The organism is 'Nostoc azollae' 0708 (genome assembly GCF_000196515.1).
Lineage (GTDB): Bacteria > Cyanobacteriota > Cyanobacteriia > Cyanobacteriales > Nostocaceae > Trichormus_B > Trichormus_B azollae.
This window is the reverse complement of the sequence record NC_014248.1, coordinates 2506189-2529079: the sequence shown is the minus strand read 5'-3', so window position 1 is coordinate 2529079 and position 22891 is coordinate 2506189. Positions and strand designations below refer to the sequence as shown.

The window sequence follows — 22891 nt, the reverse complement described above, 5'->3', positions numbered from 1 at the left end:
AAGCAGTTTGGTATTGCTGCACACAATTTTGATAAAAGTGTCAATATTGTGAATATTCAATTCAATCAGTAAATAGTGAACAGCGATTCAGACATGATGGTGAGGGTTTGAAAACTACTTGTAATAGGGATCTCCCTATTCCCTCTTCCATATTTCCCACTCCCCACTCTAACTAGATAATTTATTTTTCACGACTACCAACAAATGATAGAAGTTGAACATCTGAGTAAAATTTACGGTTCCACCTCAGCCATTACCGATGTCACCTTTAGCGTTGAACCAGGAGAAATTTTAGGGTTATTGGGACCAAATGGTGCAGGTAAAACCACAACCATGCGGATTTTAGCCGGTTATTTACCAGCAACCGGAGGTACACTCAAAATAGCAGGGTATGATATCCATGAAAATTCCCTTGCAGTGCGCCAAAACATTGGCTATTTACCGGAAACACCGCCGTTATACTCCGAAATGACGATTGAGGGATTTCTGCACTTTGTAGCCCGAATTAAAGGGGTGTCCGCAGGTGATCGGCCTGAAAAAGTCCAAGCAGCCATGCAACGCTGCAACTTACAAGACAAGGGCAAAGTAATTATTCGCAAACTTTCCAAAGGCTATAAACAAAGAGTCGGTATAGCCCAAGCTATTGTTCACGATCCCCCAGCCATTATCCTGGATGAACCTACCGTAGGACTAGATCCCCGACAAATTATTGACGTGCGAAACTTAATCAAAAGTTTAGCTGGAACCCATACAATCATCCTTTCTACCCACATTCTCCCAGAAGTGAGCATGACCTGTAACCGCGTCGCCATAATTAATCGTGGCAAAGTTGTAGCCACTAATACTCCAGAAAACTTAATGACACAGTTGACGGGAGGGGCTGGTTATGAATTAGAAATTACAGGAGAAGTAGCACTCGCCAAACAGGTATTGAAAAATGTAGCTGGAGTGATTTTGGTAGAATCAATGCCGACAACTGATCACAACCGCACTCATTTGCGGGTAATATCCCAACCAGAAACAGAACCAGGCAAAGATATTGCTGCGGCTTTAATTCACAGAGGTTTTGGATTATATCAAATGCGGCGAGTCAACGCTACCCTAGAAGATGTGTTTTTGCAACTAACCACCGAAGAAAAGAATTTACCACTAGAAGCAGACACAGTAACCACAGAAGGAGAAGCCGCTTAAATGAGTATCGTACTGACTAATATTATTGCCATTTATCGTCGAGAACTACAGAGTTATTTTGTCTCACCGTTGGCTTATGGTATAGCTGGAATATTTTGGTTGATTTCTGGTTTATTCCTAGTGATGATTTTACTCGGTCCAGGTGGAATAATGCCCACAGTTGCAGCTTATGACGTGCAAGGGCAACAATTTGGAGTACCAGTGCCACCCATAGATGTACCTTACGAATTTATGCGGGCATTTTTAGATCGACTAAGTTGGCTGTTATTGTTTATAATACCAATTCTTTCAATGGGACTTTATGCCGAAGAACGCAAACGAGGAACATTGGAACTATTAGCCACATCACCAGTTACTAACTGGGCTGTAGCAGTCGGTAAATTATTAGGGGTACTTACATTTTTTACAACATTAATTTTACCATTGCTGGGATTTGAAGCGATTGCCATCAGCGGTGGAAATCCTCCCATTTCACCGATAATTCCCATAGTCGGCCATTTAGGATTAATCTTACTCGCAGCAGCAATATTATCTATAGGAATGTTCATCTCCTCATTAACAGACAGCACACTTTTATCAGCCGTCCTCACATTTGCCGTTATTATCTTACTCCTATTAATTGACTCCATCTCCAAAGCCATTCCTGGTCCCATAGGAGCAGCCATAGGACATTTATCCCTACTCAAACATTACAACACCCTCACCCAAGGGATCTTAGACACCAGCACCTTAATATTATTTGCCAGTTACATTATTTTAGGCATCTTTCTCACAGCCCAATCAATTGACGCACTGCGTTTTCATCGTCAATAGTCAGTTTATTCAGTTATCAGTGGAAGAAGGCAAGAGGCAAAAGGCAAGAGGCAGAAGTCAAAGACAATATTTCTCCCTCATCTCCCCAGTCCCCAGTCCCCAGTCCCCAGTCCCCAGTCCCCAGTCCCCAATGATTAAAAAACAACTTTGGAAACTTATATTTTTACTAGGGCATTTCCTCATTACTGCTGGTTTAACAGTTGGTTTAATATCAGCAGAATGGGGATTGATACCTTTAATATTTCTGATTTCCGGAATTCTTATCAGTGGTTTTTGGGTAGTATTACAAAGCCAGCGGAGTAAATGGTGGAAACAGCGTTCAACCCAAGCTGGTACAAACGCCATTCTTGCAACCTTGGCGGTATTAATAATTTTAGGATTAATCAATTTTCTAGGTATTCGCTACCATCTCAGAACAGACTTAACAGAAACTCAGTTATTTACCCTTGCTCCCCAATCTAAAGAATTACTGCGTAACTTACCACAACCTATGAAAGTTTGGTTATTTACAAGAGATCAAAATTATCAAGACCAAGAATTATTAGACAATTATCGTCGCCAAAGTCCCAACTTTAAATATGAATATGTTGATCCCCAAGCTAGACCAGGACTAGCAGAAAAATTTGGTGTTCAACATCTTGGTGAAGTTTACCTAGAATTTGAAAATAAACACCAATTAGTACAGACAGTTAATGACAACGAACGCCTATCAGAAATTAGATTAACCAATCATCTGCAACAAATAATTAGTAACAATACCGCCAAAGTTTACTTTCTCCAAGGTCACGGCGAATTAAAAATTACCAATAATCAAACAAATACTCAAAATTCGATTACACAAGCAGTTCAGGGACTAACAGATGAAAATTTCACAGCATTACCACTCAATTTAACAGAAAATCCCCAAGTTCCTGATGATGCAACTGTCGTCATCGTTGCAGGTCCAAAACAAGAGTTATTTTCAGGTGAAGTTCAAGCCTTACAAGACTATCTTAATCGTGGCGGTAACTTACTGCTAATGATTAACCCCAACAGCAACCCAAAAATTGACAACTTGTTAAAAGATTGGGGTGTAAAATTAGATAACCGTTTAGCTATTGATATTTCTGGTCAAAGTTTAGGAATTGGTCCTGCTGCACCTTTGGTAACAGAATATGGACAACATCCAATAACTAAACAATTTGGTAATGGTATTTCTTTATATCCTTTAGCCAGACCTTTAGAAATTACTTCAGTTTCTGGTGTTGAATCTACTCCTCTACTCAGAACAAAACCTCATCCCAGCAGTTGGGCTGAAAGTGACCAGCAAAGCGAAAAGTTAGAGTTTAATGAAGGTAAAGATTTGAAAGGTCCATTAACTTTAGGTGTGGCTTTAACAAGAAAGTTATCAACTCAAGTTACACCAATTCCAACATCTTTACCAACTTCGACATCTTCACCAACTTCGACATCTTCACCAATTCCGACACCTTCACCAACTAATGCAAATTCTCAACCTACAACTAAAGAATCACGGTTAGTAGTATTAGGAAACTCAGACTTTGCTAAAAATGGACTATTTGAACAACAATTAAATGGAGATGTATTCCTTAATTGTGTCACTTGGCTGAGTCAAAAAGATCAGCAAACCCTTTCAATTCGCCCCAAAGAACCAACAAATCGCCGCATTACAATGTCTACCGCCAAAGCAAACTTATTAAGTATATCTTCCCTGTTGCTTTTACCTTTTCTTAGTTTTGGTGCAGGCGCTATTATTTGGTGGAGAAGAAGATAGATGAGTCAGTTGTTTATAATGTCAGTTGTTCATAACCAATGACGGAAAATGAAATTTCCACGTACAACTTTAATTTTGATACTTTTAGCCTTGGGTTTAGGTACTTTTGTTTACTGTCATGAAATTAAAGGTTATACTCAACGAGAGGAAGTTAAACAAAATCAGCAGAGAATTTTCACTTTCACCGCTGATGATGTTCAATCTTTAACTATCAAGACTAAAGATATAAGATTAAACCTAGAACGTAGTACTAAACCTGAACCACCAAAATGGGTAATTAAATCGCCAATTTCCGAACCAGCTAACAATGCTATTGTTTCCTATTTGATGAATTTATTAGTAAAGGGTAAGAGTGATAAAAATTTAGCAATTCCAGATAATCAATTGAGTGAATTTGGTTTAGATAACCCTCAAGCAACTATTGAGATTAAACTCAAAAATCAGCAAATTCATAAATTGATTTTAGGTAAACTTAATTTCAATAATAGTTTTTTGTATGCTAAAGTTGAATCCGCAGTGAAGAACAATGATAATTTTAATATATTATTGTTAGTATCTAAAGATTTTAGTAATGCTGTAAATCGGGATTTATCGGAATGGAAGGAATCGGATAAAAATAGTGAATCTCAGCCTTTACCCGAGCTTCCTAAACTGACTCCAATTACAACTCCAACAAATAGTAAAAAAAAGATTAATACAGCAACTATCAGAGGGTATTTTAAAATACCTTGGTTATGTATCAAAAATCTTGATATCCCCCTACCCCCTTTTTAAAGGGGGAATTTGAGGTATCTACAAGTGCTGGATACCACACGAGAAAGTTTTCAAACATGCTCTCAGAGGATGTCTCAAAAGTAGGCGATTTGTATCCTCTGAAATATAAAATATCTTGTAAATAATATTGATAATATTATTTACGAATCCCAAATCTATAATCTAAAATTATATGACTAAGCCGACAGCAACTTTACTAATTTCTTGTCCAGATCAACGCGGATTAGTGGCAAAAATTGCCAATTTCATTTATTCTAATGGTGGTAATATTATTCATGCAGACCAACATACAGATTTTGAAGCTGGGTTATTTCTTACTCGCATAGAATGGCTGTTAGAGGGTTTTAATTTACCGAGAGATTTTATTGGTACAGCGTTTAATGCGATCGCTCAACCTTTGGGTGCACAATGGGAATTACATTTTTCTGATACTGTTCCTCGTTTAGCTATTTGGGTAAGTCATCAAGACCATTGTTTATTTGATTTGATTTGGCGACAAAGGGCTAAAGAATTTAATGCGGAAATTCCTTTAATTATTAGTAATCACCCTCAATTACAGGAAATTGCTGAACAATTTGGTATTCAATATCTTCACATTCCTATTACTAAAGATAATAAACAAGAGCAGGAAATCAGGCAATTAGAAATACTGCATGACTACAAAATTGATTTAGTGGTATTAGCTAAGTATATGCAAATTGTCAGTGCCGACTTTATTAAAGACTTCCCGCGAATTATCAATATTCATCATTCGTTTTTACCTGCATTTATTGGTGCTAATCCCTATCATCGGGCTTTTGAAAGAGGTGTAAAAATTATTGGTGCAACGGCACATTATACAACGGCTGATTTAGATGCAGGTCCAATTATTGAACAGGATGTGGTGAGAGTTAGTCACCGGGATGAGGTTGATGATTTGATTAGAAAAGGTAAAGATTTAGAGCGAGTTGTGTTAGCTAGGGCAGTAAGGTTACATTTACAAAATCGTGTGTTAGTTTACAAAAATAGGACAGTAGTATTTGAGTAAAACTATTAACACGGGTTTCAATCGCTTGCCAAAAGGTTAATCGAAGACAGTCAAAATGTGGACTTTCATGAAATACTAAGCTCAGGTCTTATTTTTAGCGATAGATGAAACAGCTAAAGTCCCGTTCTCAAGATTTACGGAGCTTGTTTGAAAATAGTATCACGATAGAATATGTGGCTGAACCTTTGAAGGCTATCCAGGCTGATGCAGATATACTAGAAGTTATTCATTGGATGCAGTTAGAGGATTTTGAGGTAGTGGGAGTGGAGACAGAAGGAAGTATCACTGGCTATGTAGAACATACTACTTTAATAGATAGTAAATCTGGAAAATGCAGCGACTATCAAAGGATATTTTATCCTCTAGAACTCATTGCCATTTGTACACCCTTGATGAAGTTGTTACCTGTTCTATAACACAGGTCTAGATTGTTTGTATTGGATTGTCATCAAGTTAGTGGGATTATTACTTGTGGTGATTTACAAAAAGCACCTGTGCGAATGCTGCTGTTTGGCCTGGTGACGCTGTTAGAAATGAATCTGTTACGACTGGTGCGGCTTTATTATCCTCAAGATTCATGGCAAAAAGTCCTGAAACCTGACCGCTTGGAAGCTGCGAACAAGTTATGGCATGAAAGTCAACAAAGGAATGAAGCTACAGATTTATTAGACTATCTGCAATTTTGAGATAAGCGGGAATTGGTATTACATCAACCTGAACTGTTTCAGCAATTAGGGTTAAAGTCAAAACTTTTTGGTGAACAATTCCTCAAATCGGCTGAACATTTGCGAAATCATTGAGCACACGCTCAAAATTTAGTGAGTGGTTATTCTTGGCAAGAGTTAATTTCCTTGGCTGAGGGTCTAGAACGGTTATTAATCCATTGCGAAGACATTGAATAATCATTATCTAGGCTGAGGAATTTGTTTTGTGATGTCGGTATACTTAACGGTAAGTACACCATCAAAACTCAGAGTTTCTACAGAAAATATGTCTAAGCAATTAGAATCATTAAGTGACTTGACAGAATTGCTGACAGAAAAAGAAAGAGAAGAAAAACTTATGCAAGATGTTCTTCTCTTGTTGGTGGATTTGATTTATAGAGAGGAGACTACAGTTAAGTTGATCATTAATTGTCTCTATGATGCTGGTTCAAGAAATTTGATTAATCAAAAATTCCGTTTTGGAACTCTTAATACAACTCTGAAATTGATAAGTAAAATGTCTAAGCCTGCATTTGGAATGATTGGTTGGTACTGGTTTAAGAATAATTGTCCTAAACTAATTGCTCATTGGTTGAAAAGTAAAATTGAGTTTACAAGATTAGAGAATTCCCAAGTTGAAATATTAGTGGAAAATCAAGATGCTAATCTCAATTCTCTGTCTCTGGTGCAATATCAGATTTATGAAATCAAACAACTGCGCTCTCAGGTAAAATTGTTGACTGGTATTTTGGTGGGTGTAGTGACATTGTTAAGTGGTAGTTTTCTTTGGGCTGGTTTTTTGCTGGAGCGATCCAATTTACAAGTAGTGGAGGAGTTGCAAACCCAGGTTAAGAGTCTGGAGGCTAGTTTTAATAAGCGTTAGCTGGCTGCTGGAAGTTAAAGCCGATGTTTTTCCCAGTCAAATGTGTCGTTGTCTGAAGTACTAACTCTACGCCAGGTGATTCTGCCTCTTGATGTATTGATCAATGTTTGCTCAACTACATCAGTTACATTCTCCCATGAAAGGTCTTCACGTTGCAGGACAGATTTAAGTTTGTCCAAAGCCTCCATAGCTTTATTGTCTCCCTGGAACCTAAGAGGATCATTAACCCGCAAAGGGTCTCTCTGTACCGCGACTATTCCTTGACCCACGGCCATTGTAATTTTTTGACATAACTCTGTTTTTCCATGATGCCATTGTTTCTGCCACCCTTTTTGACTGGTTGCATATAAACTGGGTAAGCGATTTAAAGCATAAGCAGCTACTTCTGATGATTTAATAAAACTAGCTGTCTTTACGGGCAAGGATTCAATTTGTTTTTCAACTTCCTCTGCCACTAGCATTTCCATCACATTGCGAGAATTTTGTGTAAAGTTAGTTTGTTTGGGAGTCTGATTGGAAGACTTAAAAGATGGTCGATAGCTTGGCATAAGTGGAAAAATGAATTTTCATTTGAAATGAGGTGAAAGTCTTTATAAAGGTAGTGAGAAGCAAAAATTCGATAGCCAAATTTTTGTGTAAATCTTACTTTAGTCATTCATGCAGCATGTTGTGGATGTGGATTTTACGGCTTCTAAGTGTAATTAAAATTTATTGGTAATCGAAAGTTTCAGCAGTATCACATATTTAAATTTATATAAAATAAAACTAAATTACAGATATTTTCTAGGTTAAGCAGCAGTCAGCAGTACAACCTTGTTGATAGGTTAGAGGTATCCCTGTTTTGTCACTCTCCGAAAAGTCTGACAATTTCTAAACTCTGTAACTGTTTTCTGGTAGGCGAGCGCTCAGTTATTTCTGAATAGAAATTCCACAAGATGACCAAATCACGAAATTTTAACTACAAACAACTCAATCAATTGATATTGCGTCTGTTTAAAACCTTTTATTAATAGGAGAAATTGTGACTTGAATCATAAGTTGAGCTTTTTCCTCAACTTATGATTGAAAATCTAGATGTCCAGTTTATGCTTCATTTTCATAAATTGGTTATTTAATAGGGAATGAAATCGTGTATAAGCTAGAATGCTTGCTTGACCTGTAATTCATACACCACTTTTCATTTTTATCTAGTTAAGACCATTGCAGAACGATGTCTCTACATAAAATATGATAGCTAGACTCAATTCTTAGAAAAACAATGTTTGGAATCATATAATGGTCATTTTGAACTATATCTTAGCATGAAAGTTAATAATTATACTGTTTTTTGAGGGTTGTTTATTTCAAGTTTTGCCCGACAGGGTTTTTTAAACTCAGGCTTATATTTTGGTGCAAAAAATCAACTCTGCATCAAATCATGAGGCAGAGGTTTATATCGTCTTTGGCTAAAATGCTTGATTTTGCGTTACGTCTTGGTCATTTTATGGTTCAGAATTTGGCTCAACTTATGTTTCAAGTCACAGAAATCGGAAAGTGACAAAAGAGGGGTATACTGCAAACGGGTGAAACTTGGATTTATGTCATACTGATAGCGCAGGGTGGCGTAAGCCATGGGTAACGTAGTGCAGCAAAGTATCTCGGAGATTCTTCACTATCTCTTTCAGAGACACTCTGGGAACGTTCAGAATGACACTTTTAAACCGTTTTTAGTATCAAAGAAAATTACTGCCTTGTTATAATGACAATTTTTAACGCAGACCTAATTAATGAGATAAACGAGTATGATGAGCAATCGCATATTTATCATTTCTGGATGATGCTGATAATTATCTGCACAGTAAAGATGCACCCATTCATCCTATTTAGATCGTTGTTTCAAGGTAAACAGACTGAACATATTGATCAGCGATTGCTATTAATATTAACCGCTAGAAAAGCGATTTGCAGAAAGTACAGAGCGCTTTGATTTAATTCCAAAATTACAGTTTTTGACCAGTATAAATTGAGCGTACCTCACCATTACGGCGGATAATTGCTTCACCATTACTCACCTCTACCAATGTCCAGCCACTGGGACCAATACTCTGTCCTAAATTAATACGACGAGTCACACCATCAACTTTAAATAAAGCCGCAGACTTTTTACCTAACTCTAACAATCCCTCTAACTCTGCGGAATAGGCAGGTAAATAAACCTGCTGGACTGTAGTTGATGCTGCTTCAGGCTTGGCTGCTGGTATAGTTATTGTCGCAGTAGGTAGTTTTGGTGGTGCTATGCGGGTTGGGAGGGGATTAACTGCTTGTTTTACAGTTGCTGGTGACATTTTTTCCGGTATTGGCTTTGCCTCTGCTTGCACATTTTGGGGTGTATCTTGTACAGACTGAGGTAGAGAAACCTGCCCTGGCAACGATGGTACTTGTGGTAATGGGTTTATAAGTGGAGGTGCTTGGTAAACAGGGACATATACCCGTTCGATAACATTTCTTACCCGACTGGGAACAATTGATACATTGTCCGCTGCAACTGGTGGAGGTAAAGTACCAACAGGTTGGGTGTTCGCCAAGGCTAAGGAGTTGGACTGGCTGAGGTTGACATCAGGGAAACCAGATTTAGCCTGTGTGGGAGTGTTGCTTTGCTGGTCAATGACAGCCAAGGCTTCCAGCATATAATTCACCAATTCCCCTAGAGGATCTGGTGGTAGGAGGACGGGCGATTGTAGCTGGCTTGTTTGTAGCGTCTGCGGAATTATTTTAGCGGTAATATTTGTGAGTAATCCCGACTCTGTTAAATAAAGTGTACCCACCATTGCTGCACTTAAGGTTGCTCCCAGAATTAGCAGGTTAGTTAAACTACCACGGTGTTGTTCAGTCCTTTTAGTAATTGCAGTTACAGAAGCAGAATTGAATACCAGTGTACTCGTTTGCTCGTTTTTGCTTGACGACATTGCTTGAACTGCGCGATGTACTGTTTGTGGCAAAACCACTTCTGGTATTTTCATCGTCACTGTTTGCATGGGTATGTACTCTGCCCTCACAGCTTTGTTAGGACGTTTTCTACGACCCTCCAGAATGTTGTCGATCTCGGTGAAGAGATCATCCATTAAGCCTTCAGCGTAAGTCTCTATCGACAGGGTTTCCTTAGGGATTAAGTCCTCTACTGCTTCGGAAATAATTAGATGGGTGCTGGGTTCTTGTATCATAGACATCCTCTGAATCTAGCTGCTAGGAAAGGGCAAATAAACCCATAGTGAGTGAAAAATCCAGTTTTGTAATCAATAAGCTAATAACTCATCCCAGAGGAGATTGATTGAGCAATGGTATTAAATTCTACTGTGCTTTGGATAATGATTGATTATCTTACTTCAAAAATCTCTGTAATTGATCATTTTGATCCCCAAATTCCTAAGATACTCACTTTTAATGGTTTTTTGTGTCAGCCAATACTGAAAACTCTTTTTGTCCCTTGGTTTTACGGATTTCTAAATAAATCAACAAGGCATTGATATCAGCGGGGTTAACCCCACCGATACGGGCTGCTTGACCAATAGTTAAGGGTTTTACCTTGTTCAGTTTTTCTCTGGCTTCTTTGGAAAGGGTATCTATTGCTGCGTAGTCCAAATCAACAGGTAAGGAGCGATTTACTTGACGAGCAATTTGTTCAATTTGGTTTTGCTGTCTTGCTAAATATCCAGAATATTTAATATCTATTTCAGCCCCTTCTTTTTCCGCTTGGTTGAGACTGGTATTACCTAGTGCATATCTTTCCAGGTCAATGTAGTGTATGCCTGGACGACGGAGCAGGTCAGCGAGGCTGATTGAGCCTTTGATTGCTTGTTGGGTATTTTGAGCGATCGCACGTCCCACTTCCTCATGCTCTTTAATTCTAGTCGAATACAGACGTTCTTTTTCAGCCACAATTTGCTTTTGTTTGCTGGTAAATAAATCCCAACGGCGATCGTCAATTAAACCAATTTCTCGACCCAACGGTGTCATCCGTTGATCGGCATTATCAGAACGCAGCAACAACCGATACTCGGACCGACTCGTGAGCATCCGGTAAGGTTCACGTAAATCCTTTGTACACAGGTCATCTACCAATGTACCAATGTAACTTTGCTCACGAGGGAAAATTATTATTTCCTCACCCCGCACAAACCGCGCTGCATTAATACCCGCTACCAAACCTTGTGCAGCCGCTTCTTCATAACCCGTTGTACCGTTAATTTGTCCAGCACAGAATAACCCCTCAACTTTCTTGGTCATTAATGTGGGATAGCACTGGGTTCCCGGTAAATAATCATACTCTACAGCATAGGCTGGACGCAGCATTAAGCAGTTTTCTAAACCTGGAAGACTTCGCAGCATCAACAATTGCAGATTTTCTGGTAAACCAGTGGAAAATCCTTGTATGTATAATTCTGGTATATTCCGTCCTTCTGGTTCAATGAAGATTTGATGACTTTCTGTATCTGCAAAGCGGACAATCTTATCTTCAATACTGGGACAATAACGGGGTCCTTTTGCTTCTACCCAACCTCCATACACAGGGGATAGGTGCAAGTTTTCTTGAATTAACCGATGGGTTTCTTTAGTTGTCCTAGTCATGTGACAGGGTATTTGTTCCCGTTCTACCCACTCTTGGGGGTCAAAACTAAACCAGCGGACTTCTTCATCCCCCGGCTGAATTTCCATTTTACTGTAATTGACAGACCGCTTATCTACCCGTGCAGGTGTGCCGGTTTTTAATCTTCCTGTTTCAAAACCTAAGCGGTTGAGAGTTTCTGTCAAACCTAACGCCGCAAATTCTCCAGCCCGGCCTGCTTCCATAGATTTGTTACCAACCCAAATTTTACCCCCTAAAAATGTACCTGTGGTTAAAATTACAGCTTTGCATTCAAAAGCTACACCAAAGTAAGTCTCAACGCCAATTATTATTTCATCATTAGCGCCTAATACTAAATCTGTCACCATGCCTTCCCGAATTGTCAAATTTTCTTGATTTTCGACAATTCCTTTCATAACTGCTGCATATTTGCGCTTATCGGTTTGCGCCCGTAACGCCCAAACTGCTGGTCCCCGTGAAGAGTTGAGGATGCGTTTTTGTAAATAGGTGCGATCAGCCATTTTACCAATTTCCCCACCTAAAGCGTCTACTTCGTGGGTTAATTGGGATTTTGCTGGGCCACCGACTGCGGGGTTACAAGGTTGCCAAGCAATTTTGTCTAGATTAAGGGTTAACAGTAGAGTCCGACAACCTAGGCGGGCAGTAGCTAAAGCTGCTTCGCAACCGGAGTGACCTGCACCGACGACGATCACATCATAAGCGTCTTGGAATTCTACTGAATTGTGCATGGTCATAAGCAGTTAATAATTAAAAATTAAAAGTTAAAAAAGCTAATTACATTCTATAGTAATAGATTTTCTATCCCTGTTGTTGTTCCTGTTGTAGAAAATTGAATCACTCTGCTATGTTGCAACCTCTATTGCAAAGCATTGGAAATCGTCAGATAGCCGATTTCTGGAGGTTCACGCAAAATTCGTTCTGCAAGTGTTTCTCTGCCAATTTCATCTAACGGAAAATAAAAAAGCTATTACATCATCTGTATTAGACCTGTCAGGAAAATTAACTTGGTGTCAAAAAAATGTGTGAAGAAAATGGTAGAAGGGAATTTTGAGGGTGTAGCAAAAGGAAAAATCCACTAAATTAACTATATTCAAGAATATCCACATCGTAGAAAACAAATACTGGGAATAACTAACCATCAGTTTCAAGACTTGTTAGCCCAATGTGAAATGTAGCATCAAAGACTTCAAGGTGACATAGAAAGTAAAAACATAGGTATAAATCAGAAAGGAGGAGGGGGGAAACGGAAACTAGAGATAAAAGAAAAAAGAAGAGCTATGTCTATACTTATTCTATTGGAGGAAAATGCCAACATTTGAGGTTTTAGGTTTGCATTTCGGTATATGGAAAACGGAAGCAAAGGACACATTTCATTACTGGCTAGAGATATTACGAAATGTGTTCCCTGCTAGTCTCTTTGAACAGGTAGAAAAATATGATAGCGATTATGCTATGGCGACTCAGAACAAAAGGCAGGAAACAAAGAGTTGTCCACCAAGGGTATTGTTGTTGAACAGGTCATTAGACTTGTAAAAATCTTCCGGGTACCTTACCTCAAAAAAGATTTCCCCTGACTTCCCCAATTTACTCACAAGTAATTCTTACTATTTTTGGTTTAGTCACATTAGGAATTAGTTCATTAGTTTTGCCCATTTCGTAAATGTTATGGATATGAGGTCAGTTATGAATTAGTCATCAACACTTTCATGGATAGGAACTATCCGTAACTATTCCCAACCCTGATTCTTTCCTTCGCTCTTTCCTAAATCTTAACACTATGGAAAGCCAGATACAGACTCCTTTCTCAATTTTCAGGCCTCTATATTTGTATCTACCTACTTATTAAGAGCGATCACTCTGGGAATCAGCAATTTACTTTTTTGTAATGGGACGCGCTTATACTTGGTTATTTATAAATTCAATATGACATTTTATCCAATGGAGTTGCAATTTGTTACAACAATCTGAGAAAATGAAAAGAATATGAAAACAACTTAGTGACAGGACAACTGCCTGTGAAACTTGACTCTGCACCTCTGGGCATATCTCACACTCAAACCCAGCCAGAACTAACAGAAATTATCGATTATCCACTTCAGCCTGTCATTAAGGATACTTCCAAAAAACAGGACTCAGCATTGGTGGTGTTTGGTACAACCTTCATCACCATCTTTCTGGCAGAAATTGGTGATAAAACTCAGCTATCCACTCTGTTAATGAGTGCAGAATCTCATGCACCTTGGGTAGTGTTCATTGGTTCGGGAACTGCACTGATCACAACCAGCCTTTTAGGTGTGCTTTTAGGTGGCTGGATAGCGAGTAAACTCAGTCCTAAAACTGTAGAAAAATCCACTGGGGTTATGTTGCTGTTAATTTCTGTGATGCTATTTTGGGATGTGTTTATTAGTCATTAGTTATACAATATGGACTGGAATCTTTTAGGAATCAGCTTTATTACAGTTTTTCTTTCAGAACTAGGTGATAAAAGCCAATTAGCTGCGATCGCACTTTCTGGTCGTGGTCAATCCCGACGCGGTGTCTTTTTTGGCACAGCCGGAGCATTGCTATTAACTAGTTTGTTAGGCGCATTAGCTGGGGGGGCAGTATCAGAATTATTTCCAACACGGGTTTTAAAAGCAATCGCTGCTGTGGGATTTGCCATCCTCGCTATTCGTCTACTTTTACCCAACACTGAAACCGAATCAGATTAATGCCGTAGGGTGGGCAATGCCCACCATCTTCTAGATGCTTTAAACTTCACAACTTTCTGTCCAGCACCGATTTAATAGGATAGCACCATCCACCAGTTTGAACACTTCCAGCATAAAATAACCGCCGTGAAGTAAATTCATCGTTTCAGGAACTGCATTGGCGGCAAATAGACTTAAATGACTGCCTACAGCGCACATTTGCGGAGTTAAAAAATAAGTATCAACTACAGCTACTGTTAGCAGCAAGCAAGATAAAAATATATTGCCCAAACCCCGATTAGATTTAGCTTGGCCAACAGCCAGTACAGCAGTCAAAACTACAGCCGCAGATAATAATTCTAGACGATTAAAATTCCAAAAAATTGTATAGCCTGCTGTAGCAAAACTCGCTTCGTTCATCATTCCTGCCAGATAAAGACTAGGCATAATTACCCAATCTAAAACCAAGCTGGCACTGAGCCAAAAGCCTAAAGTCAACATAATAGCCGTTTGCCAAGTTGACCGTTTTAATTGACGGTTAGAAATAGGGTTCATAAGAATAATTGCTTTGTTGTATTCCTAGTTTCTAACTAAGAGGATGAATTTGACAACAAATATCAATTAACTGTTACATAACAGACTGTATCCAACATTTTTACAATGTTTTTTGAAGTTATTAGAATTGTTTCTTTAAGTTTAATTGCAAAATAATAAAAACAATTAAAAAATTAAACTTTCACTTAGTTGAGATTAAGATTAGGCTAAGTATGGCTAAATTTTAGAAATTTTAAGATGGTAGGTAATCGAGGTATTTCCAATACCAACCAAATTAATCAGGACGTACAGCGACAGAAATACAACGTCCTGATTTGAAACCCCTAATTTTAATTATAGGGTTTAGGGTGTGGTGAACGCCATAAACCCCTTTCAAACTGGTGTATTTCTCCAGTTATCCAAGCTTATTTTGTAAGCATTCAGCTAATGCCTAACGGCACGCTACGCGAACAGCCATTGGCAGTCAGCTTTTTCAGGCTAACACCAAAAATACCTATTTGATAATTTACCAGTTTGTCAAATATTCTGACTCCTGACTCCTGAATTCTTAGCTTATTTTTCATTAAACGTCCAAACACCATCATCCCAAGTTGTATCGGATGGGGGACATTGTAACCAATGCTGACAACGACCTAGATATAACATAGAGGCTTTGTCATTGTTATCGGCAGTTAAAGCTTTGACAAACTCGGTTTGGGCAAGTGCAAACTGACGTTTCAGATAATACTCTCGCCCTTTATGATAATACTCAATTAATTCTTGTTTAGTAGAGCTAATAGGATCAGAATGCATTCCAATCAACTCATAGATAGATACTGGCTCATTTCTACCCTTCACACGAATGAAATCAAGTTCCCTAGCCCAAATACTATCGTGACAGAAGTTATAGGTATTATCGCTGATAATAATATCGCAACCATACTGTTTACTGACGCTTTCTAGTCGAGAACCAAGATTAACACCATCACCAATAGCAGTAAATTCCATCCGCCTACTAGAGCCGATATTACCGCTAATGACGATATCAGAATTAATGCCAATGCCAATTTTGATTTTTGACTCATTAGCAGCTTCTCGACGCTGATTTAATTCTTGTAACCGATGACGCATTTCTAGAGAAGTTTCCACTGCCATCCGTGCATGTTCTACCAAGGGTAGGGGAGAACCAAAAACAGCCATAATGGCATCACCGATATATTTATCAAGAGTGCCTTTATGTTTAAAGACAGCTTCTACCATTGATTCGAAATATTCATTCAGCATACCCACTACTTGTTCAGCTTCCATATTTTCTGTCAGAGTGGTATAGCCACGAATATCCGAGAATAGAATAGTAACTTCTTTGCGATCGCCTCCCAGTTTAGCATCATCTAATTTCAGCAGTTCTTCTGCCAACTCCTGAGTCATGTAACGGTACATTGTGCTTTTTAGACGCTTTTCATCACTAATATCGTCCATTACCACTAATGCACCACACACTTGATTTTGGTCGTTAGCATTAGCAATTGAATTGAGTGATAGATTAACGCTGTGTTGTTCTTGAGTAGTCGTTAAGAGTGTACGATCTGGATAATATTGCTGGGTATCTTTGACATCAGTGGCGTGTAAAGCATCTGTAAACCACTTGCTAAAATCTCCCTCTTTAATATGCACAATATCACTAACCAGTTTACCTTCCAAACGTTCTTCAGTATTAAATCCTAGTAAACGTTTTGCACTTTCATTAGCAGTGATAATGTATCCTGACTTATCTGAAGAAATTACCCCATTAGAAAGACTCCGCAAAATATCCCGCTGCATTTGTTCTTGTTGTTTGACTCTAGCAAACAATTGAGCATTTTGTAATGCTACCCCTGCTTGGATATTAAAAGCTTCCATGAACTCTTCATCATTATGATCAAAACTGGCTTGGAAGCATTCTGGGGCATCAGGCCAATTAGCAGGATTATAGGGTGGAAAATCCCCAGTTTTCTTCTTGTTAACCAACTGGGTAACACCAATTAATTCTTGATCGCTATTAAACACCGGCATACAAAGGAGACTACAGGTGCGAAAATTAGTTTGTTTATCCATAGATTTAGCCGTTTCCGAGTCTGGATGCTCATATAAATCAAAGGGAATATTTAAAGTTTTCCCAGAGGCTGCAACTATACCTGCAAAGCCTTTACCTATTGGTACTCGCAACTCTTGAGTCGTGCCATTATCCTGAGTAATTTTTGTCCATAATTCGTTGCGCTCTTTATCTATTAACCAAAGTGTACTGCGATACGCATTCATCAGTTCCTTTGCTTCATCCATAACCCGTTTTAGGGTATCTTCTAAATCAAGACTACTTTGACTTAAGGATCTAATTGCCTTTATCAAAGCCGCTGCTGCCCTTTGTTTTTGAGTAGCAATATAAAAAGAACGAGAAGACTCTAAAATGAGGCGAATTGAAGGAGCAAAATCTTGAAATAATTTCTCATCCGAGCTACTAAACCCCTTATTATCAATCCGTTGTGGCAGGGGATCATGGGGATTTTGTAGGTAATTTAATTTATTTAATAATTGTACCACCGCGACTAATTCTCCATTTTCATTTAACAGGGGCAACGCTAAAATCGTATAAGTGCGGTAGCCATTTCTTCTATCTTGTTCTTGAGCGAATTTAGATCGCTCATCATTATAAAAATCAAAAGGAATATTCACTACTTTTTTCAAAATAGCAACTTCCCCAGCAATACCCTTATTTGCTGGAATCCGAATTTCTAATGGTCGCTTACTTTCCCCTTCAGCTAAAATAGACCATAACTCTTGTTTTTCCTGATCTAATAAAAATATTGTTGTCCGGTCTGCTCCTAGTAATTCCCCTGTCTTCAGAGTAATTGAATGCAGCATTTCTTGGAGAATTGTTTCAAAACCTTGATAATCCAACATGGATAAGGTTTCGTTAACAATTTTCAATTTATGCTCAACCTCCTGAACTACTTGTTTAAAGCTATCTTGAGTCAAGGGAGCCAGAAATTGAGAAATAGTTCCTTTTCTTGTAGCCAAACTCACTACTGGAGAAGAATTACTTTGTAACTTGTAAGTTTCGTTGTTGTTAGAACTAATAATCACATCTGTGCTTTCTTCGAGATTTGCTTGTTGCGGTGACATACCTGTATTTGATATAGTAGGAATTAGAAATTACAAATTGCCGCTCAGTGGTCTATGGAATTTATTATGTTAGGTTTTACTTCAGACTATCATTACTGGACAGTATACCCTATGAACTAATGCATTGTTTAGTAAGGTTTATACTGTGGGAAATCAAGTTTCAACAATTGATAATTCCAATTTGATTTAAAAAGTATTTGCATAGTTACGAATCCAAGAGTAAAACCAGGAAGGTTTACCAATCATTATATAGGAACATTAAGCAGCTGTAAGGATTCAGGTCTAAGGAAGAGGGATTAAAGAAGGTGTATGGAAAGCAGAGTGAACCATGGCTTTCATAGGTTGGTCAAAAAACTCAATTAGAGAAAGTGCTTGACGGCGACAAGTTTGTATAACGGTCAATAAATTGGCAGGATGTTGGAAGAGCTCCAGAGAAAGAGAACCACCACAGACTTTTCCTTGTGTCAGTGCTAAACCTAACCTTGGTTCAGCTAAATTATGATCAAGGTCTATTGCCTAAGGAAGGTAAAAGTTTACCAGGTTCCCCTGGGGCTTGATCAATGAATGAATGGAAGATTCAACTTTTGGTTGAAACTAGGATGGGCAAGTCAAGAATTCATGAAGGTTTTGGGTTTGTTGGAATAAAGGGTAGTTTTTAAAACCATCTATGAGGTCCATGAATTTTGTGCCAATTTCTTGGTGATTGAAGCCAGGAATCTTGATTAGTGTCTTGAAGTGACGGGGTAGATGTGCCTGACATTTCTGTTGAGCTGTGACCGCATAATCGTTATAGGCAGTAAAGTCATCAGAACTGAGTACACCAGAGTAACTTGAACCCACAATGGATTCTAACTCATGAGGACAAGGAGTATCAGGCCCATAAAATCAAGGGAAGTCACTATTGGCAAAAATCCATAACCATTGTTTCACCCCTTTGACTACCCAGGGTGTTTCATCCCCAAGGATATGAGGCTGGGTTTGTTTTATCCACTGTTTGAGGCTATGAATACTTTGAGCCACTGGACCATCTATTCCTTCATTGGTACCTACTAATGTTCCCAGTCCAATTTCTATTTGACCCAGTGCCCACAACAACAAGTGTTGTTTCTCATAGGGTCAATGGCCCTAGTTATTGATCCATCCCAAAAAAGCTTGTCCTGTGATTCCTATATCTTGTCCCAGTACTATTTCTGGTGATCAGTGTGCCCTTTGTGTTTCCCCACACACACTGCAAATCCACGTATATCTTTCATATTCTACTATTTGGATTGGCCTGTCCACCAAGTCCCTACTTGTTGTGTTTGGATTTTTATTGGTTCGCCAAAGAATTGCCCGTGACCTCACCATCCACACACTTGCCGTCCCACTATCTCAAATCTATTCTATCTACTCCACTAAACCCCTTTCTCCTTTTTCCCCTATGCCCTGGTTGTCCTCCTGGTTTCCGTTTTCGTGTCTGCTTCTCTTCTTGTTTCTCTTGTTGTTTGTTCTCGGTTTCTTTGAGGATATCTCCCGACGGTGGTTTGGATAATGTTATGGTCTCTAAATCTCTACTGACTTTGAGTTTCTCTATTTCTTTTTCCAGTTCTACTACTCTATTTCTTAGGTTCTCTATACTTTTCCCCTGGTCAATAATGACTTCTACCAGTTGCTCTATTGCCAACTGCTTCAATATCTCTCGGTCTAGTTTTGGTGGCAGCTTCTTTTCCATAACTGCTATATTCTGCCTCTCCTATTATCACACTTGTCAATACCCCACCACCTGAATCCTGACTAACCATCTTCTGCTTCTATTTGTACTACTAAATAATAATCTCCCACCCAACTTGGTATATCTACCCATTCTTGAGGTACTGGAAATTCACTTAAATCAATCGTGTGTTGGGGAACTCAAATTAATTTCATGGAGTCTATGATGACAGTATTTGGATTTACCAGTTCCCAAAAACTGGATACTAAAGCAGTAGTTAAGCATACCTTTACTTGTGGTGTTAAATCTTCTTGTAACCATTGCAAGACGACACTCAAGCAAAGTTCATTAATATAAGCTTGATAACGAGAATAGGAGTTAGAAAAAGATGGACTATGAAGTCTGGCTTGTTACTGTATGGTGTCGGGAATTTCTAAAATTAAGTCTGTAGAATTAGTAAAGGTTACTATATTTAGTGATTGGGGACTGGTTACGAGTTTTGCACTAAAAGAGTACGGATTAAATGAACTGTAAAGACCCGTAGACACCCGGAGGCTGGCTTCCCGGAGGCTGGCTTCCCGCAGGGTAGACCGCGAAGGAAGATGGAAGATGGAAGAAGATATATTATGATAATACCTTAGCCAAAATAAAAGGCTACAAAAATCTTGCCGCTTTTGTCACAATTAAATACAAATAAGCGCAACTCTTAAAAGGTAGTTTGGAATCTCAAACCCTTATACTGCAGTTAATACGTTAAAAAACCCTTGTAGGAAACCTGGAAGGAATTTTTAAGACTTATTATTTTTGGCAAGCCTCAAAGAAAGAAATGGGAGTTAATGGTTAAAGCATCATCAACTCACCCTCGTATTTTGGCGACGGTATTGTTATGAATTACGAATTAGAGAGGGCCGAAAATTCACAAAGGAGTCTGTGTCTGGCTTTCCATAGTGTTAAGATTAGGAAAGAGCCAAGGAAAGAATCAGGGTTGGGAATAGTTACGGACAGTTCCTATACATGAAGGTATTGATGACTAATTCATAACTGACCTCATATCCATAACATTTATGAAATGGCCAAAACTAATGAACCAGTTCCTAATGTGACTAAACCACAAATAGTAAGAATTACTTGTGAGTAAATTGGGGAATTCAGGGGAAATCTTTGTTGAGGTACCCGGAATATTTTTACAAGTCTAATGACCTGTTCAACAAAAATACCCTTGGTGGAAAACTCTTTGTTTCCTGCCTTTTGTTCTGAGTCGTCATAGCATAATCGCTATTTGGTGCTTTACTGTTTCTCCAATGCCTTTTTTCACTGCATATGTTTGTCTTTATGCTCCCTTGGATTTTTTCTCTCCGTAATTTCTTTCTGTGGCAGTTTAGGGTGCGGAATGTGGGTTAAATTCTAGTTTTATAAGTTACAAATGCAGTAATACTACTTACTCATGATTCATTTAGAATTGCTATATGAGAATTGCTAATAATATACTTACGCTAATCTTTTGGTGTGTTCGTTTTGGAAAAAGTCTACTAGCCAGTTTTTAACTGTGAGGGTGGCGCGACAGTCATCTTCGTTGTAGCGTTGGATTAATTCTAGTAAGGTATGATCGCCTATTTCTAACCATTGATCATACCAATAAATACATTTTGCGCCAGTAGCTTCTGGATCACGCCACTCAAATCCTAACCAACGTGCGATCACTTTTAATGCATAACTTTCTATTGGTAAAGCTACGCTTTGGGTTAATTGTTCATAAATATCTACGAAACGCTTGAGCACGGGACTGACTGAGGAGTGAGGTGTGCGGTAAAGTCTTCCTAGTTTTTTGACTGTATCAACTTCGTAAGCACAAAAATGATAAATTGGTGCTTGGGGATATTGCCACACTAAATCCAGAAATTGCTGCCAAATAAATGCTTCTTGGGTTGGTGTTTCTGCTAAAAATGAATAAAACTGTTCTCTGTTACTTTGTCTATCAACCACCAAAACCCCTAACAAGTAATTTAAGTTTAAATCTGGTTGTGCCTCAATATCAAAATATATCTCGATGGGGGCTGTAAATGTCAGGTTTTCGAGCGGTAGGGCGTAGGGTAAAATTAGAGGGCGTTTTGTGAATGTTGATTGGGCTTGTACTATGAGTTTAGATGCTACTTCTGTATCAAACCCAACCAGGGTTTCTAAAGTCCTGGGACTGGTGTTAACAAGTGCTTCTAAAGTGGTAGTGGATAATGCTTGCAGTTGAGTGTAACGAATCGGTGTTACACCAGGTAAAAGGGAGAGATGTTGCTGTGATTGGGCGATCGCATAACAATGATTATACCAGTGACATAGATTACATTTTTGACGGGCAATAAATACCTCTGGTGCTTCTGGTGATTCAATTACCTGCACATACTCCGCTAATATCTCCAGCATTGGTAGTGTCCACTTATCTAAATCCACCACATAGGTTAAGTCCTTGTTCCGCAAAATCAACCAAGCAGTATCCAGAGATACTTCCTGTAATGCTCCTACAATTTCTGCATGAAACGCAGCGATAACTTGATATTCTTGTTTGGGACGTTTACCTAGTTGTATATCTACGGGAACATAAACGCAGTCTCCAAAACTGGATATTCCTGGCTGTTTAACAAGTAAATCTGGACGACTCAGTAAGGTGTATTTTTCTGCATAATTGGCTAATAACACACCGCGATGAATGACATCAACCCCTTGCTGCATCAATTCTATAGTTGCTGCTGCTCCAGCTTGCCAGTTTCCTGAAGGATAATTAGGTTGATGATACTCTAAATTTTCCAACACACTTTGTTGATGAGTGAATTTGTCTTGTTGCACTTTCACCAACAACTCATGAGAAACATCTCGCTGGTTATAGTCACCATGAGTATCTAAAAAAGGCCGCCGTTTACAGCGTTGGTATTGTAACAGGAGTTCAGCATTGATTAACATCCTATTAAGTTAACAATAATTGGGGTATTTTGGGGAAAGTCAGGAAGAGGGTGTGGGGAAGAAATTAAAAATTAAAAAT

Annotated in this window: 17 protein-coding genes and 4 pseudogenes; 11 read left to right on the top strand and 10 right to left on the bottom strand. The window is 38.6% G+C overall.

Translation table 11 applies throughout. The annotated features are described in order from the left end of the window. Window positions 1-204 precede the first annotated feature (204 nt). The 7 genes and pseudogenes from AAZO_RS11530 (at window position 205) to AAZO_RS11500 (ending at window position 7166) form a co-directional block, all read left to right on the top strand. Complete coding sequence (locus AAZO_RS11530; protein ID WP_013191374.1) at window positions 205-1191, top strand: ABC transporter ATP-binding protein; 987 nt, start codon at window positions 205-207, stop codon at window positions 1189-1191. After that, window positions 1192-2004 carry an ABC transporter permease gene (locus AAZO_RS11525; RefSeq protein WP_013191373.1) on the top strand — a complete coding sequence of 271 codons (813 nt, stop codon included), beginning with the start codon at window positions 1192-1194 and terminating at the stop codon, window positions 2002-2004. It begins immediately after the preceding gene. 130 nt (window positions 2005-2134) lie between these two features. Further along, entirely contained in the window at window positions 2135-3778 is a 1644-nt protein-coding gene (locus AAZO_RS11520) for a GldG family protein (protein ID WP_013191372.1), read from the top strand. Between the two features lie 90 nt (window positions 3779-3868). Beyond that, window positions 3869-4552 carry a DUF4340 domain-containing protein gene (locus AAZO_RS11515; RefSeq protein ID WP_338027138.1) on the top strand — a complete coding sequence of 228 codons (684 nt, stop codon included), beginning with the start codon at window positions 3869-3871 and terminating at the stop codon, window positions 4550-4552. 172 nt (window positions 4553-4724) lie between these two features. Continuing rightward, a complete protein-coding gene (gene purU, locus AAZO_RS11510) occupies window positions 4725-5579 on the top strand; it encodes a formyltetrahydrofolate deformylase (RefSeq protein WP_013191370.1) in 855 nt (284 codons plus the stop codon). A 104-nt stretch (window positions 5580-5683) separates the two neighbouring features. Next, a pseudogene (locus AAZO_RS11505) lies at window positions 5684-6481 on the top strand (hypothetical protein). Window positions 6482-6512: 31 nt separating this feature from the next. Beyond that, window positions 6513-7166, top strand: coding sequence for a hypothetical protein (locus tag AAZO_RS11500; protein ID WP_013191369.1), 654 nt, complete (start codon window positions 6513-6515; stop codon window positions 7164-7166). Between the two features lie 14 nt (window positions 7167-7180). On the opposite strand, the gene AAZO_RS11495 is transcribed toward AAZO_RS11500, so the two are convergent. The 3 genes from AAZO_RS11495 to mnmG form a co-directional block, all read right to left on the bottom strand. Continuing rightward, window positions 7181-7714, bottom strand: coding sequence for a late competence development ComFB family protein (locus AAZO_RS11495; protein WP_013191368.1), 534 nt, complete (start codon window positions 7712-7714; stop codon window positions 7181-7183). Window positions 7715-9145: 1431 nt separating this feature from the next. Next, window positions 9146-10366: a hypothetical protein gene (locus tag AAZO_RS11490; RefSeq protein WP_013191367.1), complete on the bottom strand. Its 1221-nt coding sequence runs from the start codon at window positions 10364-10366 to the stop codon at window positions 9146-9148. A gap of 217 nt (window positions 10367-10583) precedes the next feature. Further along, entirely contained in the window at window positions 10584-12524 is a 1941-nt protein-coding gene (gene mnmG / locus AAZO_RS11485) for a tRNA uridine-5-carboxymethylaminomethyl(34) synthesis enzyme MnmG (RefSeq protein WP_013191366.1), read from the bottom strand. Between the two features lie 571 nt (window positions 12525-13095). Between mnmG and AAZO_RS11480 the strand changes: the two genes are divergently transcribed. The 3 genes from AAZO_RS11480 (at window position 13096) to AAZO_RS11470 (ending at window position 14501) form a co-directional block, all read left to right on the top strand. After that, window positions 13096-13323, top strand: a complete 228-nt coding sequence (locus tag AAZO_RS11480) for a transposase family protein (RefSeq protein WP_041640110.1) — start codon at window positions 13096-13098, stop codon at window positions 13321-13323. A gap of 482 nt (window positions 13324-13805) precedes the next feature. After that, window positions 13806-14204, top strand: a complete 399-nt coding sequence (locus AAZO_RS11475; protein WP_013191365.1) for a TMEM165/GDT1 family protein — start codon at window positions 13806-13808, stop codon at window positions 14202-14204. A 9-nt stretch (window positions 14205-14213) separates the two neighbouring features. Beyond that, window positions 14214-14501, top strand: a complete 288-nt coding sequence (locus tag AAZO_RS11470; RefSeq protein ID WP_013191364.1) for a TMEM165/GDT1 family protein — start codon at window positions 14214-14216, stop codon at window positions 14499-14501. 39 nt (window positions 14502-14540) lie between these two features. Here the strand turns inward: AAZO_RS11470 and AAZO_RS11465 are convergent, their stop codons facing one another. The 6 genes and pseudogenes from AAZO_RS11465 to AAZO_RS33720 form a co-directional block, all read right to left on the bottom strand. After that, window positions 14541-15035 carry a hypothetical protein gene (locus AAZO_RS11465; protein WP_013191363.1) on the bottom strand — a complete coding sequence of 165 codons (495 nt, stop codon included), beginning with the start codon at window positions 15033-15035 and terminating at the stop codon, window positions 14541-14543. A gap of 419 nt (window positions 15036-15454) precedes the next feature. Continuing rightward, window positions 15455-15598, bottom strand: a complete 144-nt coding sequence (locus AAZO_RS35305; protein WP_187289690.1) for a hypothetical protein — start codon at window positions 15596-15598, stop codon at window positions 15455-15457. Continuing rightward, entirely contained in the window at window positions 15588-18173 is a 2586-nt protein-coding gene (locus AAZO_RS11460; RefSeq protein ID WP_013191361.1) for a GAF domain-containing protein, read from the bottom strand. Before AAZO_RS11460 ends, AAZO_RS35305 begins: the two co-directional genes overlap by 11 nt. A gap of 282 nt (window positions 18174-18455) precedes the next feature. Then, window positions 18456-19884: pseudogene (locus tag AAZO_RS30080) on the bottom strand (IS66 family transposase). Window positions 19885-19946: 62 nt separating this feature from the next. After that, window positions 19947-20261 (bottom strand): annotated as a pseudogene (locus tag AAZO_RS30075) (DUF1822 family protein); the annotation flags it as partial. 664 nt (window positions 20262-20925) lie between these two features. Then, window positions 20926-21060 carry a hypothetical protein gene (locus AAZO_RS33720; protein WP_266889483.1) on the bottom strand — a complete coding sequence of 45 codons (135 nt, stop codon included), beginning with the start codon at window positions 21058-21060 and terminating at the stop codon, window positions 20926-20928. A 75-nt stretch (window positions 21061-21135) separates the two neighbouring features. On the opposite strand from AAZO_RS33720, the pseudogene AAZO_RS38065 reads away from it, so the two are divergent. Next, window positions 21136-21264 (top strand): annotated as a pseudogene (locus AAZO_RS38065) (C4-dicarboxylate ABC transporter); the annotation flags it as partial. Between the two features lie 87 nt (window positions 21265-21351). Here AAZO_RS38065 and AAZO_RS11445 read toward each other — a convergent pair. Beyond that, window positions 21352-22812 (bottom strand): TM0106 family RecB-like putative nuclease, encoded by a 1461-nt coding sequence (locus AAZO_RS11445; protein ID WP_013191359.1) that lies wholly within the window; start codon window positions 22810-22812, stop codon window positions 21352-21354. Window positions 22813-22891: the final 79 nt, after the last annotated feature.